Below are 15022 nucleotides of genomic sequence, written 5' to 3' on the forward strand. Positions count from 1 at the left end.
TTGGTTTGCCTATCTGGTTTTGTTTAGCTGGCCGCTGGTTACAGTGCTGATTTATCAGCGTATGACTATCGCGCGGGCGACATTGTGGTCAATTTTGGGGGCTTATTTGCTTTTGCCAAGCGGCACCGAAGTCGATTTGCCGATGGTGCCGCCCATGGACAAATATACCGTGTCCAATTTAGCCGCTTTTTTGGTTTGCCGTTTCGTCCTGGGCAAGCGGATTGCTCTGTTGCCGCGCGAACGCTGGCTCAGAGGATTGATACTGGTTTATTTGATTAGCCCGTTTATCACAACCATGTTGAATCCCGATCCGATATTTGCCGGACCGACGGTTATCAAGGGCATGGAATATTACGACGCATTATCGGCAGTGATCAGGCAGACTTTGTTTATATTGCCTTTTCTGTTGGGTTTTACTTTTTTGCGAGATGCGCGTAGCCATGAAGACATTCTGCACGTACTCGTTATTGCCGGTTTAGTTTATTCGTTACCGAGTTTGCTTGAAGTGCGGTTAAGTCCCCAATTACACGCGTGGATCTACGGTTATTTCCCGCATAGTTTTATTCAACAAATGCGGGGTGGCGGATTTCGTCCGGTGGTTTTTCTCGGCCACGGTTTATTGGTTGCGTTCTTTTTTACATCGGCTTTTTTTTCTGCGTCCGTGTTTTGGAAGATGCGTAAATCGGTTTTAGGTGTCAATGCGGCGGCGATTACCGCATACCTGGCTGTCGTATTGATCTTATGCAAAAGCATGGCTTCTTTTTTATATGCCGTTGTGCTTTTTCTGGTTTCGCGTTTTTCGTTGCCCAAAACTCAAGTTAGGTTTGCCAAGATTTTGGCGATTGTGGTCGTCATATACCCTATGCTGCGCGCTACGGATTTTTTCCCTGTCCAAGAGCTGGAAGAAATGGCTGCCGAAATCAGCAAAGAGCGAGCCCAGTCTTTGCAATACCGGTTCGATAATGAAGAATTATTGTTGAAGCATGCCAGGGAACAGGCGTTTTTTGGCTGGGGTTCTTGGGGCCGGAACCGGGTTTACCATCCGGTAACAGGTAAAGATCTGACGGTCACCGACGGCCGCTGGATTATCGTGATGGGCGAATATGGCTGGGTGGGCTATTTGGCTGAATTCGGGCTATTGGTTTTGCCGATACTGAGAAGCGCCAAAATAATTTCCAAAATACCGGACAAACGTGAGCGCGGTATATTGGCTACGCTTAATCTATTGATGGCGTTCAGTATTTTCGACTTGTTGCCCAACGCTTCGGTTGCCCCTTGGACTTGGTTGTTGGCCGGGGCATTGGTCGGCCGCAGCGAACAACTTCGAAACGCGTTGCGCGAACAGAAAATCCCAAAAAACAAATCGTCAACATCTGCATCGTCCGTATCCGGTATGCAGTCCTGTCCTACTCTATAGACTCAAAATGGCTGAAATCCAAAACGAATCTTTGACCAAAAAATCCGTTAGAGCGGTGTATTGGAGTAGTGGGGAAGTGTTTGTCAGGCAGTTCGTGCGCATTGCGGTGTCGGTATTGCTCGCCCGACTATTAACGCCGGAAGAATTTGGAACCGTTGCGTTACTTTACATTTTTGCCGATATTGCCCATACGTTCATCGACAGCGGTTTTTCGGTCGTCGTCGGGCAGCGCCGCGACCTTACCCGGGCGGACGAATCGACCATGTACTGGTTTAGCGTTTGCATGTCGATGACTTGCGCTAGCTTGCTCTGTCTGGCCGCACCTTATATTGCCGGTTTTTACGATATCGAGGTGTTGCGCTACTTGGTTTATGCGATGGCGCTGAATATATTCGTCATGGCGCTAGGCAGCATCCATCACCCACTGCTGACCAAGCAATTACAGCTAAAGAAGATCACCATCATTACCTCTATTGCTTTGCTGGCATCCGGAACGCTGGCGGTTTGGCTTGCCTATCGAGGTTTTGGCGTGTGGGCCCTGGTATTTCAACAATTGTTGGAAACTACGATTTCGACGGTATTGCTTTGGGTTGCCAGCGATTGGCGTCCGGCTTTCGTATTCAGTTTTGCCTCGTTGCGTAGATTATTTGGTTTCGGCGGCTTTTTAATGTTGTCCAGTTTTTTGAATATTGCCTACAACCGGGCGTACTCGGTCATTGTGGGCAAAGTATACGGCGTTGCGGATCTAGGGTTTTATAACCGGGCCGATAATGCCAGGCAAATTCCGCAACAAGCGCTTAGTATTTTTTTAGGCAGAGTTGCTTTTCCCATATTTGCGGCTGCCGCAGGAGATATAGAGAAAGTCCGCCGTGGAATGCAATATTCGATTCGCGGCGTCATGTTGATCAATATCCCGATTATGTTAGGGCTAATGGTGACCAGCGAAGCGGTCATTCGTTTGCTATATGGCGATCAGTGGCTAATTGCGGTGCCGCTTTTGCAAATATTATGTCTGTCCGGAATATTGATGCCGCTCCAGCTGATTAATTTAAATGCGATTAAAGCGTTTGGAAAATCTAAATCATTTTTTAAAGCCGAATTAGTCAAGAAATCATTTGGAATTGTGTTGCTGATGTGCGGCTTGGTATACGGAATCACCGGCTTGGCCTGGAGCCAGTTTGTTTACAGCATTTTCGGATTTTTTGTTGATGCTTATTTTTGTGGTCGTTATTTCAATTATGGCGCATGGCTGCAAATTAAGGATGTTTTGCCGGCACTGCTTGTGTCAACGGTTATGGCAGGCTTAATATATGCATTAGGTAAGTATTGGGATATATCTTATATTCCATTGTTTAGTTTGCAAGTTAGCTCTGGAATATTTTTATTTGTAGGGCTATGCCACATCTGCAAATTAAAAGCTTATAAGGAGTTGTATGCGTTATTGATTCGACGCGATTCAAGGTAGTAAGGTTGCACGAATATTTAGTTTATAAGGAGTTTTCTGGCAATGACGAACATGATTAATTCAAGTGCAATGAGTGCGTTGCAAAATAATATAAAAGACGTAAAGCCATTTCCGCATTTTTGTATCGATAATTTTTTTGACGAAGACTTTGCTAATGCAATCCACGATTCTTTCCCTTCCTATGATGAGTGTAGGCAAATGGGGCGAGAGTTTTTCGCAGTCAATGAAAAATTCAAAATACAACTATGTGATGCAGACAAATTTCCGCCTGCAATCTTAAAGCTTCATCAAATACTATCTTCTTCAGAGTTTGTCGACAGTATTAGTAAAATGACAGGTATTCCTAATTTACTACCCGATCCCGATTTAATGGGAGGTGGAATACATGAAACAAACTCGGGCGGTCGTTTGGATGTGCATGTTGATTTCAATTTCATAGAAAAAAAGCAATGGCATCGCCGAGTGAACATTCTTTTTTATTTCAATAAAGATTGGAAAAAAGAATATGGAGGTTGTTTGGATTTATGGGACAAAGACGTCAAACATTGTGTCGGCGAATTCGCGCCAGTATTCAACAGAGCCTGCGGTTTTGTTACCAGCGAAATCAGTTATCACGGTGTTACGCCAGTGCACTGTCCACAAGGAATGGCTCGCAAATCGTTCGCGGTTTATTACTACACCAAAGAAGCACCGGAGGGCTGGGATAGTGTCAAACATTCCACTGTATTCAAAGCCAGGCCCGACGAATGGTTAAAAGGTCATGTGCTGATGCCGGCGGAAGAGTCTTTCAATAGTTCTAAAGCAGCTTTTCGTAATGTAAAGAAAACTATAAAAACCATGATGGGTAAATGAAACCTCCTATGTTATATCATATATAAATAATATGGTTTTTATGGTTTTTATGGTTTTGCATTTTTAGATTCTGTCTTTGGGTTAAATGGTTTCATAAGAATGTTATGAAATTAGATGTAAATTACTTTGGAAGGCTTTTATAAAGGTTAGTGATGGTTGATAGGTAGACTGTTTCGTAACGGTTGTATTTAAGTCTTTGGTTTGTCGGTGAATAATATGGAAGAGTTTGTTCTGTTGCATGTCGGATATCAAAAAACTGGTTCGACATGGTTGCAAAGAAATGTATTTAATAATGAGGGTCTAGGGTTTGGTTCTAAAATTTGTCATGAGAATCACGAGGTTTATCATGATATTGTGTTAAGTAATGAGTTTACTTTTGATCCAAAAATGGTTAGGGAAAAATATTCTCATTACATTGACGAATCCTTGAAAAAAGGATTAGTACCTGTTATTTCACATGAATCGTTTGCAGGTGACTTTGTCAATGGTAGGTATTATGGGAAGGAGGTGGCTAATCGACTAAAGCTTACTTTTCCAAATTCCAAAGTTCTTATAACTATAAGAGAGCAGAGGTCTTTAATACTGTCGGCATATCTTTATTATTTGTTTCAAGATGGAGTTGAACGCATAGAGCATTTTATTGGGGTAGGGAAGGAGTCTCCAGGGTTTGTTCCGATATGCAGAGCAGAGTATATAGAGTACCATCATTTATATCGTATATATTGTGATCTATTTGGTAAAGAAAATGTGTTAGTTCTGCCTTTTGAAAAGCTAAAGATTGATAATAATTTGTTTTGTAATGATATATTGCAACATTGTAATATAAAAAGAGCATGTTCTATCAACACTGAGCCAGCCAACGCGAATCTTCCAGTTGGTGTTTTGTTATTTAAGAGGTATCTGAATCACATAGCGCGCATAGGATCTTACAATAGGCCTCCGAGTATAATGCTAAAGATAGCAAGAAAGATAATAAAAGGGATGGAGTGTTTTGTTCCCGAGTTCGTTAACTCTTATTTTAAGGCTAATTTGAACGCATACATAAATGATTACTTTCAACAAAAATTTGTTGAAAGTAATCGTGAGCTTGAGAATTCAATTGGTGTTGATCTTAAAGTGTACGGTTATCAATAACTTTTCAGATAAATAGATCTTTTAAAGGGTTTGTCAGTGAATTCCTATAGACTTTTAATTGTCCTTGTAAATTATTTAAATTCGCAGGTGACGATTGAGTGTTTACGTACATTGTCATATTGCCCCACAGTTTTGAACGGTAAGGCGAAAGTTTATGTGTGGGAAAACGGCAGCGGGCCGGATGCTGAGCTAATTTTGCGAAAAGCCATAGAAAAAAATCAGTGGCAAGAGTGGGTAGAGCTGCTAGTGTGCCCGAAAAACTTAGGCTTTACCGGTGGCAATAATCGGGTCATCGAGCGGTCGTTAAACAGCGGCCAGGCCCCGGATTATTTTTTATTATTGAATTCCGACACCCTGGTGACGGATCAATCATTAACCACTTTGATCGATTTTATGGACTGCCACCCCCGTGCCGGTATCGCGGGGAGTCAATTATTGACAAAAACCGGCAAGCATCAGTGTTCGCCGTTTCGTTTTCCTGGCATCGCTTCCGAGTTTGATCAAGGCTTAAAGTTAGGTGTGGTTTCCAAATTGCTGTCGCGCTGGGCCGTCAGCATGCCGCCGCCGGAGAACGAAACGCCGGTGGATTGGGTATCGGGCGCCAGCATGATGTTGCGTAAGGAAATGCTGCAACGGATCGGCTTGCTGGATGAGGATTTTTTTACTTACTTCGAAGACGTCGATTTATGCCAACGCGCTCATCGGGGCGGCTGGCAGGTGTGGTATGTGCCAAAAAGCCAGGTGATTCATTTGGAAGGGGCGTCCAGCGGTATCGGCCACAAAATCGTTAAACGGCGACCGGCATTCTGGTTTCAGGCTAGGCGGCGTTATTTTTTGAAAAACGAAGGGTGGTTCCGCGCGGCCTGTATCGACGCGGTGTTTATCATAGGCTTCGCTTTATGGAGGTTGCGGCGGGTTATTCAAGATAAACCAGACACCGATCCTCCTTATATGTTGCTCGATTTCATCAAAAACAGCATTTTCTTTCAAGGGTTTGATACGCCAAAGGTGCGGATATGACAAAGCGTTTTTTTTACGATGGATTGCGGGATAAGCGCAAGATTGATATTTTTTATGTCGAAGGTCCTGGTGATGTTGTCGAATCCTTTAATCGGTGGAATTCTAGGGACGACGTGCTAACCGAAACATCGCGTACGTTTAGTGGCCAATTTTTCGATTTTTGCCATATAAATAATTTGTCGGCTTATGTGCTGTCTTATCATACTGAGCGTAAGCAGGTAAATGACGGCCAGTTTCTTGTGGAAAATCGGCCAAAAAGATTTACGGCTGGCGGACTTAGATATCACCTGTCGCAGGTTTTGTATGGTTTAGAGATTATCGTTATTGCGCTACGTTATCGACCTCGCATTGTGAATGTGACATCTGGTGTTACCTATTGGTTTGTACTTGCTCCTTTGAAATTGTTTGGTGTTAAGTTGGTTTCCCATCTTCACAATTGTTTTTGGCCTATTGGTTATCAGCCGACTGACCCTTTTCGGCGTGCATTGTTAGCTTTGGATGGCTGGTATTTCCGGTGTATAGCCGATGTAGCACTTTGTGTTTCACCCGAAATCGAGCGGCAGATTGGAAAAATTTCCGGTAGAAAACACTGTCGGGTCTATCAATTTCGTAGCCAGTTTTATCGACGCGATTTCGAAAACCCGTCCCCACCACCGCCACATGACCAAAGACCGTTTAGAGTAGTTTATGCAGGCCGAATTGAACATAACAAAGGCGTATTCGATATTTTTGATATGGCTGAGCGTTTGCGAGCTGAGGATGTGACTTTTGATATTTGTGGCGGCGGCTCTGCGTTAGATGAGCTGCGTATCGAATCCAGCCGGAGAAACTTAGAGGCTAGTGTCCATATCCACGGCAAGTTATGTCGACCCGATTTGCTTAAGATGTATCAGCAAGGGCACGTCGTGATTGTGCCGACTCGCAGTGATTTTTGTGAAGGATTACCGATGGTGTGCTCTGAAGCAATCTTATTGGGCAGGCCAGTGATTACTACACGCTTGAGTAATGCTCTAGATGTTTTGGGTGATGCAATCGCTCAGGCACAACCCGATGAAGTCGATAGTTTTGTAGAAAACATTCGGAGGCTTAAAAGTGATTTAGGTTTTTATAATCAGTTATGCCAAGCTTGTGGAACGTTACGCGAGCAATTTTTGGATGGCTCACAAGGGTTGACCGCAGTTTTAGAGCGAGTCTACCAATCGATAAATTAAGTTATGAGCTACTATCCTTATTTCGACTGGCTAAGAATGGCTTTAGCGCTGATTGTGGCGCTAGGACACGAGGGCGTGGTGCTGTGGCAGCATGCCGGCAATTTGTCGGTACAGGTGTTTTTCGCGCTCAGCGGGTTTTTGATCGGCGGCATATTGTTGAAGTCGCAGCTCGAAGATTTACCGCGCTTCTTTTTTAACCGAGCAACTCGCATATGGATACCCTACAGTGTGGCGATAGTTTTACTGCTTGCCGCCAGTTTGCTGCGCGATCCAGTTACGCCGAAGTGGCTGGAATTCGTTTTTTACAAGGCGACTTTTGTATACAACTTATTTGGCCCACCCCAGCTTGAAACTTTTAGAACGCAAATGCCATTGGCCGGCACCGGAAATCATTTTTGGAGCATATGCGCCGAGGAACAGTTTTATTTGTTCGCGCCGTTAGTGCTATTGCTGTTACCGGCACGCATTGGAAAGTCGGTCGTTTTGTGGGCGGCGTTGAGCATGGTTGCGGTGGTAGTGAATTATTACGGCGCGATTTTGTTGGGAGTACTCTGTGCGGTGATCGCCAGGCGCTTTCCGACATGGCCATCCGATTGGCGCACGCAAGCGGTATTTTGGTGGTTGTTGCTGACCAGTGGCTATCTGATGGCCTATGAGGTAATACCGTATCCAACCGTTGCACCGCTATTTGCGGTCAGTGCGGTGATGATTTTGGCGCGCACAGGTCAGAAATCGCCACTGGCTCAGTTTTGGGGAGGAGTGTCATATCCGTTTTATCTGAATCATTGGATTGGCGTATTCGTTGCCAACGAAATTTTTGAGCCTTTCGGCTTGCGCGATACAGCTGGCAGCAAAATCGCAGCCTTACTATTGAGTGTGTTGATGGCAGCGGTTCTATACGTCATCGTTGATTGCAGTGTACGTCGTTATCGGTCGCAGTGGTTTAACGTGGCTCGTGGACGGTTTGCGGCGATAGCGGCCTACAGTTTGCTGGCGACTGGGTTGACGGGTGGGTTCTTGTTTTCGGTTCAAGCTCTCGGATAAAAAAATTTTGAGAAGATTTATATGCAAATAGGCGTAGTGATAATCGGCCGTAACGAAGGACAGCGTTTGCGGCGTTGTCTGGAATCGATAAACTCTTCAAGCGCAGTCGCCGTCGTGTATGTGGATTCCGGTTCGTCGGACGGTTCGGTCGAATTGGCAAAAAGCCGACTAGCTGAGGTTGTCGAGTTGGATTTAGCCACGCCTTTTTCTGCTGCCCGCGCCAGGAATGAAGGTTTCGCATATTTGCTGAAAAACCATCAAGGCATTGAATTTGTTCAGTTCATCGACGGTGATTGCACATTGGCGCCTGGTTGGTTAGGCGCCGCTGCCGAAACATTGCTAAAACGGGAAGATTCCGCTGCCGTGGTGGGGCATTTGCGGGAATCGAATCCGGATGCGTCGGTTTATAACCGCTTATGCGCATTGGAATGGAAATCGCCTGCGGGTGAAATGACGAATTACGGTGCTTTGGGTGGCATTTCCATGATGCGTAGCGAGGTGTTTCAGCAATTGGGTGGCTTCAACCCCAAAGTGATTGCCGGCGAAGATTCCGAATTGGGCGTGCGCATGGCGTTAGTGGGCTATAAGGTTATGAAGATCGACCAGCCTATGGCGGTGCATGATGCCAATATGCTGCACTTTTCTCAATGGTGGAGGCGTGCGGTAAGGGGAGGGCATGCGATAGGGCAACGGGCTTATCTTAACGGCAATTCGGTAGTCAGAGATTGCGTGCGGGAACGCAAGAGTACCTTGTTTTGGGGGATTGGCTTGCCGCTGGCGGTTTTAATGTCGGCGGTACCAAGCAATGGCGCCAGTTTGCTTTTATTGGCCGGGTATCCCGGCTTGGGCTGGCGGGTTTATCGCTATCGTCGGGTTTTCGGCGATACCGCTCCGGATGCTTTGCTGTACGCGGGGTTCATCATTTTAGGCAAATTTGCCGAAGGTTTAGGTTTGATCAAGTTTTATCTGAATCGGTTGAGCGCGCGTTACGAGATCATTGAATACAAATAGTGAAGCAATCTGCAACACGTACAGGTATTACACAACAGACTAATTTTCGAATTCAAAGAACAAATGATAAATAAAAGATGGAAAGTCGGCCTGCTAGGAGCGGGTTATATCTCTGAGGCGCATGCGAAAGCGTTGAAGGTCAACGAAAATACTGAACTGGTCGCTATTTGCGATTTGTCCAAGGTAAGAGCGGAAAAGGCCGCAAATGCGTACGGTATCCCGCAAGTATTTTCTTCGCTGGAGGACATGCTGAATTCCGATTTGGATGCGGTACATGTGTTACTGCCGCCCAACGCTCATTTTGCTACGGCGCGGCAGATTCTGGAAGCTGGCCGGCATGTTCTGTTGGAAAAGCCCATGGCGCTGACGGCGGATGAATGCCGTGAACTGGTTGAATTGGCCGAGCGCAAGCAGCTCAAATTGGGTGTCAACCATAATTTCTTGTTTTTTCCGGCTTACGAGGCACTGCGTAGGCAAGCTAAAGACGGTACGTTAGGCAATCTCGACCAAGTGACGATTAATTGGTTGTTCGCACTCGGAATCATTAAATTCGGCCCGTTTGACAATTGGATGTTACGTGAACCCAAGAACTTGTTTCTGGAGCTAGGCCCGCATCTGGTCGCTTTTTTGCTGGATTTGGTCGGCGATTTGGAGCATGTGTCTACCGATATATTCAAACCCATCGATCTACCAGGAGGCGCCCGTACTTATCGGCGTTGGCATGTGCACGGCCGCAAGGCGGATTGCGGGGTGGATTTGAATTTATCGGTTTTGCCGGGCTATTCCGACCGTTCCATTGTCGTACGCGGCCACGCGGCAACTGCGATATGCGATTTCGAACGCAATATCTATTGTGTCGATGAACCCAGTGGCGCTGGTGTGCATTTCGATAACTTGCTAACTACGGAAAGTCTGGCCTGGCAATATGCTAAATCCGGTGTCAAGAATTTCGTTCGCTCGATAAGCGGCAAACTCAAAAAACGCCCGTCCGCCGATCCTTATTTCGAAAGCATTCAAGTGAGCGTGGCGGCGTTTTACGCCGGTATGAACGGCGAGCTGGATAATCGGCTGGATGGCCGTTTTGGGTTGGCGGTGATTCGCATGTGCGAATCCATGATCGAGCAAGCTGTATTCGAAGCGCCAACGGAGACTCAGCGAATCTGGACGGTAATGCCACCTTTGCAAAAGCCAACGATATTGGTCATAGGCGGAACGGGATTCATAGGCAAGTATCTGGTACAAGCTTTGGTCCAAAAAGGCTTTGGCGTTAGAGTAGTCACGCGCAGCCTAAGCGCGGGGCAAATCGCGTTGGTGGGTTTGCCCGTCGAATTGGTGCAGGGTAATCCAGCCGATGCAGAGTTCATGGATGCCGCGCTGCAAGGCATAGACGTGGTCTATCATTTGGCGAAAACCGAAGGAAAAAACTGGCAGGACTATTACACGCAAGATGTGTTGGTTACCAAAAACATCGCCGAATGCGCGCTGGCGCATGGCGTCAAACGCTTTATCTATACCGGCACCATCGATTCTTACTATTCCGCCGATACCAACGAAGTCATTACCGGCGATACGCCGCTCGATCCGCAAATCGAACGGCGTAATTTGTATGCGCGTTCCAAAGCCGCTTGCGAAGCATTATTGACCGAAATGCACAGGACTAAAGCCTTGCCGCTGGTGATCTTCCGCCCCGGTGTCGTGATTGGCAAAGGGTGTCCGCCGGCGCATTGGGGCGTGGGCATGTTCGAGTCTGAAACTCGGGTGCAATTGTGGGGCGATGGACAAAATAAATTGCCGCTGGTTTTAGTCGAAGACGTAGCCGAAGCCTTGGCGCTAGGTCTGGATGCGCCCGGCATAGAAGGTCAAACATTTCTACTAACGGACGAGCCTATGCTGAGCGCCCGAGATTATATAGAAATCGTTTCCAACGAATTAGGTACCAAACTACGAGCGGAACCCACACCGATCTGGAAGCTTTACCTTAGCGATGCAGTCAAGGAATTTGCCAAACAACTGATCAAGCATCCGAATGCCCGCAACTCGAGTTATCGAGATTGGGATTCTCGCAGTCACCGGGCCCGCTACGACAGTAGCAAAACCAAACAAGTTTTGGGGTGGCAGCCGGTCGGCGAGCGGGAGGCTATGGTTCAGCGCGGCATTGTCGATGCGGTGCGGGCGTTTATGCAGTAAGACAATCTAGATAAGAAACAAAGAATCTAAAGTATGACCAATCGCAAGCATATCGCCTATTTCACCAATCAGTACCCGGCTGTCAGTCACACGTTTATTCGCCGGGAGATACGCGCGTTGGAGCGGCTGGGTTGGCAGGTCAGTCGCTTTGCGATTCGCATGCATCCAGGCGGTGTGGTGGATAGCGCAGACCTGGCCGAGGTCGAGTTGACCCAGTTCATCGTAAAGGTCTCTAAGGTTGAGCTGTTGAGTATTTTGCTCAAGCAACTGTTGTTGAATGCACGGCGATTTTTTAGCACGTTGCTGTTTGCCGTTCGTTTCGATAGGGGGCATGCCAAAAACCCGCTAAAAACTTTGATTTGCTTGGTGGAAGCGTGCGTTTTGGCGGCATGGTGCAAGCAGCAGGGCATCGAGCATTTGCATGTTCATTTCGGTACCAACCCGGCGACCATTGCTCTGTTTGCTCGGTGCTTGGGCGGTCCAAGTTATAGCTTTACCGTACATGGTCCGGAGGAATTCGATAAGCCGGAAATGCTGGGGCTGGCCGAAAAAATCAAACAGGCTAGTTTCGTCGTGGCGATTTCATCGTTCGGTAGGTCACAGCTTTACCGTTGGGCCGATTTTGCCGACTGGGAAAAAATAAAGGTAGTGCATTGCGGCTTAGCCGAGGATTTTTTGAATCATACACCTGCGCGCGTTCCTGATGAACCACGTCTGGTTTGCGTGGGGAGGCTCAGCGAACAGAAAGGACAAATGATTTTGTTACAAGCCTTGGCCCGTTTGGTTGGCGAGGGTTTAGTGCTGAAATTGGTCATGGTAGGCGATGGCCCTTTACGGAAAGACATAGAGCGCTTCATTACCGATCATCAGCTACAAGCTCATGTCGAATTGACAGGCTCATTGAGCGGTGAGCAGGTGCGCGGACAATTGTCCGGCGCCAAAGTGTTCGTGTTACCGAGCTTTGCCGAAGGGTTGCCGGTGGTGATTATGGAAGCGTTTGCGTTGGGTAGGCCGGTGATCAGTACGTATGTGGCAGGCATACCCGAGTTGGTGACCCACGAGGGAAATGGTTGGTTGGTACCCGCAGGTTCGGTTGATGCATTGGCGTCCGCAATTCGGGACGTTTTGCATGCTTCCCCGGATGCTCTGACCCTCATGGGTAAAAATGGGCGTCAGCGAGTGTTGGAAGATCACAACATAATCGTTGAAGCGAAAAAACTAAGCGATCTGTTTTCCAGTTCAGTTCAGTCTGCCTAATTTGATTCTTAATGTCAGCATTTTTGAGCAAAATTGTGTTGTAACAAAGATTTAACTGCAAATCTCAGGAGAGATGATGAATCTAGTAGTAAACGGAGTGGCCGCGGTGTTGGCCGGGTATGTATGTCTATTGATGGGCATGGTGATTTTGGAGGTCCTAGCGGCTTTGGGTTGGCGCCGCAAAGCGGTTTCGGACGAAGGTGTGACAATGCCGAATACAGTTGTTTTGGTGCCGGCGCATAACGAGGAAGGCGAGATCGGTAAGACGCTGCAGATTTTGCAGCAGGATTTGCCGGAAAATACCCGTATTTTGTGCGTCGCCCATAACTGCAGCGATGGGACCGCGAGTGTTGTCAGAAGCATGGGGGCAGCGGCGATCGAGGTCAAAGATGCCGGCACTGGCGGTAAGCCGGATGCTTTGAAAGCAGGCTTGCGTTTTCTGGATGCTAATCCGCCGGAAGTGGTAGTGGTCATCGACGCCGATTGCAGCGTGAGCAAAGGTGCCATCCGTTTGTTGGCTACCAGGGTCAAACAACTGGGACATCCGGTCATGGGGGCGTATTTCTTTGCGGCGGAGGCAGATGGACATAAAGCCGGCGGCATTTCGTCGTTGGCGCTATTGCTAAAGAATTTTATCCGACCATTGGGCTTGCATCGATTGGGCTTGCCGTGCTTATTGAACGGTAGTGGTTCCGCCTATCCTTTTCAAGCGATTCGGCAAGCGCCGCATGGCGAAGGTTCGATTGCGGAAGATTATCAGTTGACCCTGGATTTGCTCGATATGGGCTACATCACGACCTTCGAGCCGGACGCCCGCATAGACGGACGCTTGCCAAAGAGAGATGCGACGGCGCAGAAACAACGGCGGCGTTGGGAGCATGGACATTTGTTTTTGTCGTTTAATACCGCGCCGCGCGTGTTGCTGCAAGGCTTGTTCCGGTTCCAGCTTAGTCGTTTGGTGCTGGGTTTGGATTTGTTGGTACCGCCTCTCGCTTATCTTGGGTTAATCGTGATTTGTGCGGTATTTCTAAACGTGGCCGCATTGGCGTTTTTTGATGCCGAGCCCTATGCCATATGGGCTTTGGGAAGTGGGTTGTTTCTGTTTATGTCGTCACTGATTATGGCCAGCTTTAAATTTGTCGGTGCCAAGAACACCTGGGAGGCACTATGGGCGGTACCTGGCTATTTGCTCTGGAAGTTGCCTATTTATCGGGATTTCTTTAATCACCGTGAAACTCGTTGGATGAAAACAGAGCGGGATTAAGGGGGATGAGGATATAGCCAGTTTTGCAAGAGGATGATGTCAATGGTTAACGGAAATATAGATTTTTCAAAGCAGGAAGACGAAATTATCCGGCTTGCCGACCGGAATCGCTTGAACACGGCAATTTTTTAGACATATTTATAGGGAGAGCTAGCATGAGTAAACGTATTTTGGTCACCGGCGGAGCCGGATTTCTTGGGTCTCATTTATGCGACCGATTGGTTGCCGATGGCCATGATTTGGTTTGCGTGGACAATTATTTCACCGGCAGTCGAAACAATATCAGGCATTTGTTGAATCAGCCGAATTTCGAGGTGATGCGCCACGATGTTACTTTCCCGTTGTATGTGGAAGTCGATCAGATTTATAACCTGGCTTGTCCGGCATCACCCGTGCATTATCAGTTCGATCCGGTACAAACCACCAAGACCAGCGTGCACGGCGCTATCAATATGTTGGGTTTGGCGAAACGGGTCAAAGCCAGAATCTTTCAGGCCTCCACTTCGGAAGTGTACGGTGATCCGGAAATTCATCCGCAGGTAGAATCTTATTGGGGAAGAGTCAACCCTATCGGCATCCGTAGTTGTTACGACGAGGGTAAGCGTTGCGCGGAAACCCTGTTTTTCGATTATTTCCGCCAGCACAACCTGGATATCAAGGTGGTGCGGATTTTCAATACTTACGGGCCGCGCATGGCCGGCAACGACGGGCGGGTGGTCAGCAACTTTATTACCCAAGCTCTGGCCGGCGAAGATATCACGATTTATGGCGACGGCACGCAGACCCGGTCTTTTTGCTATGTCGACGACATGATCGATGCTTTCGTGGCGATGATGGACACTGAAAAAGGTTTTACCGGTCCGGTCAATGTCGGCAATCCGGGCGAATATCAGATCGGTGAGTTGGCGGAAACCATCGTATCGATGTGCGGCACTAAGTCCAAAGTAGTCTACAAGCCGTTGCCGCAGGACGATCCGCGCCAACGTCAGCCGGATATTACGCTGGCAAAGGAAAAACTAAATTGGGAGCCTAAGGTGCATTTGCAGGACGGTTTGAAGGCAACGATCGAATATTTTCGTCGTTCGTAAATCAAAAATACGATGTCCTGATTTAGACGTGGTTAAGAAAATTGTCTCGTCTGGTATTTCACTGGCAAAATT

At 47.4% G+C, this 15022-nt stretch carries 12 protein-coding genes; all 12 read left to right on the forward strand.

Annotated features, from left to right (window positions below):
- The first annotated feature begins 61 nt into the window (after positions 1-61).
- The 12 genes from ACW73I_RS11100 to ACW73I_RS11155 all read left to right on the forward strand — a co-directional run bounded on the left by ACW73I_RS11100 (position 62) and on the right by ACW73I_RS11155 (position 14950).
- Positions 62-1417 (forward strand): hypothetical protein, encoded by a 1356-nt coding sequence (locus ACW73I_RS11100; RefSeq protein WP_458029397.1) that lies wholly within the window; start codon positions 62-64, stop codon positions 1415-1417.
- Positions 1418-1424: 7 nt separating this feature from the next.
- A complete protein-coding gene (locus tag ACW73I_RS11105) occupies positions 1425-2882 on the forward strand; it encodes a lipopolysaccharide biosynthesis protein (protein WP_458029398.1) in 1458 nt (485 codons plus the stop codon).
- Positions 2883-2924: 42 nt separating this feature from the next.
- Positions 2925-3734 carry a 2OG-Fe(II) oxygenase gene (locus tag ACW73I_RS11110; protein WP_458029399.1) on the forward strand — a complete coding sequence of 270 codons (810 nt, stop codon included), beginning with the start codon at positions 2925-2927 and terminating at the stop codon, positions 3732-3734.
- Positions 3735-3950: 216 nt separating this feature from the next.
- Positions 3951-4868: a hypothetical protein gene (locus ACW73I_RS11115; RefSeq protein WP_458029400.1), complete on the forward strand. Its 918-nt coding sequence runs from the start codon at positions 3951-3953 to the stop codon at positions 4866-4868.
- A gap of 36 nt (positions 4869-4904) precedes the next feature.
- Positions 4905-5888, forward strand: a complete 984-nt coding sequence (locus ACW73I_RS11120) for a glycosyltransferase family 2 protein (protein ID WP_458029401.1) — start codon at positions 4905-4907, stop codon at positions 5886-5888.
- Complete coding sequence (locus ACW73I_RS11125) at positions 5885-7099, forward strand: glycosyltransferase family 4 protein (protein WP_458029402.1); 1215 nt, start codon at positions 5885-5887, stop codon at positions 7097-7099. The genes ACW73I_RS11120 and ACW73I_RS11125 overlap by 4 nt, the downstream gene beginning before the upstream one ends.
- Positions 7100-7102: 3 nt before the next feature.
- Entirely contained in the window at positions 7103-8143 is a 1041-nt protein-coding gene (locus ACW73I_RS11130) for an acyltransferase family protein (RefSeq protein WP_458029403.1), read from the forward strand.
- A gap of 21 nt (positions 8144-8164) precedes the next feature.
- Entirely contained in the window at positions 8165-9154 is a 990-nt protein-coding gene (locus ACW73I_RS11135) for a glycosyltransferase family 2 protein (protein WP_458029404.1), read from the forward strand.
- 63 nt (positions 9155-9217) lie between these two features.
- The gene (locus ACW73I_RS11140) at positions 9218-11341 is read left to right on the forward strand and encodes an NAD-dependent epimerase/dehydratase family protein (protein WP_458029405.1); all 2124 of its coding nucleotides are present in this window, start codon (positions 9218-9220) and stop codon (positions 11339-11341) included.
- A 33-nt stretch (positions 11342-11374) separates the two neighbouring features.
- A complete protein-coding gene (locus ACW73I_RS11145; protein ID WP_458029406.1) occupies positions 11375-12598 on the forward strand; it encodes a glycosyltransferase family 4 protein in 1224 nt (407 codons plus the stop codon).
- 73 nt (positions 12599-12671) lie between these two features.
- A complete protein-coding gene (locus tag ACW73I_RS11150; protein WP_458029407.1) occupies positions 12672-13862 on the forward strand; it encodes a glycosyltransferase family 2 protein in 1191 nt (396 codons plus the stop codon).
- 155 nt (positions 13863-14017) lie between these two features.
- Entirely contained in the window at positions 14018-14950 is a 933-nt protein-coding gene (locus tag ACW73I_RS11155; protein ID WP_458029408.1) for a UDP-glucuronic acid decarboxylase family protein, read from the forward strand.
- Positions 14951-15022 lie beyond the last annotated feature (72 nt).

Source organism: Methylomonas sp. MgM2, from assembly GCF_054172045.1.

What these genes read in the sequence shown, in the direction of transcription:
- ACW73I_RS11100 (WP_458029397.1), top strand. Translation starts at nt 62, where the DNA reads ATGACTATCGCGCGGGCGACATTGTGGTCAATTTTGGGGGCTTATTTG.
- ACW73I_RS11105 (WP_458029398.1), top strand. Translation starts at nt 1,425, where the DNA reads ATGGCTGAAATCCAAAACGAATCTTTGACCAAAAAATCCGTTAGAGCG.
- ACW73I_RS11110 (WP_458029399.1), top strand. Translation starts at nt 2,925, where the DNA reads ATGACGAACATGATTAATTCAAGTGCAATGAGTGCGTTGCAAAATAAT.
- ACW73I_RS11115 (WP_458029400.1), top strand. Translation starts at nt 3,951, where the DNA reads ATGGAAGAGTTTGTTCTGTTGCATGTCGGATATCAAAAAACTGGTTCG.
- ACW73I_RS11125 (WP_458029402.1), top strand. Translation starts at nt 5,885, where the DNA reads ATGACAAAGCGTTTTTTTTACGATGGATTGCGGGATAAGCGCAAGATT.
- ACW73I_RS11130 (WP_458029403.1), top strand. Translation starts at nt 7,103, where the DNA reads ATGAGCTACTATCCTTATTTCGACTGGCTAAGAATGGCTTTAGCGCTG.
- ACW73I_RS11135 (WP_458029404.1), top strand. Translation starts at nt 8,165, where the DNA reads ATGCAAATAGGCGTAGTGATAATCGGCCGTAACGAAGGACAGCGTTTG.
- ACW73I_RS11140 (WP_458029405.1), top strand. Translation starts at nt 9,218, where the DNA reads ATGATAAATAAAAGATGGAAAGTCGGCCTGCTAGGAGCGGGTTATATC.
- ACW73I_RS11145 (WP_458029406.1), top strand. Translation starts at nt 11,375, where the DNA reads ATGACCAATCGCAAGCATATCGCCTATTTCACCAATCAGTACCCGGCT.
- ACW73I_RS11150 (WP_458029407.1), top strand. Translation starts at nt 12,672, where the DNA reads ATGATGAATCTAGTAGTAAACGGAGTGGCCGCGGTGTTGGCCGGGTAT.
- ACW73I_RS11155 (WP_458029408.1), top strand. Translation starts at nt 14,018, where the DNA reads ATGAGTAAACGTATTTTGGTCACCGGCGGAGCCGGATTTCTTGGGTCT.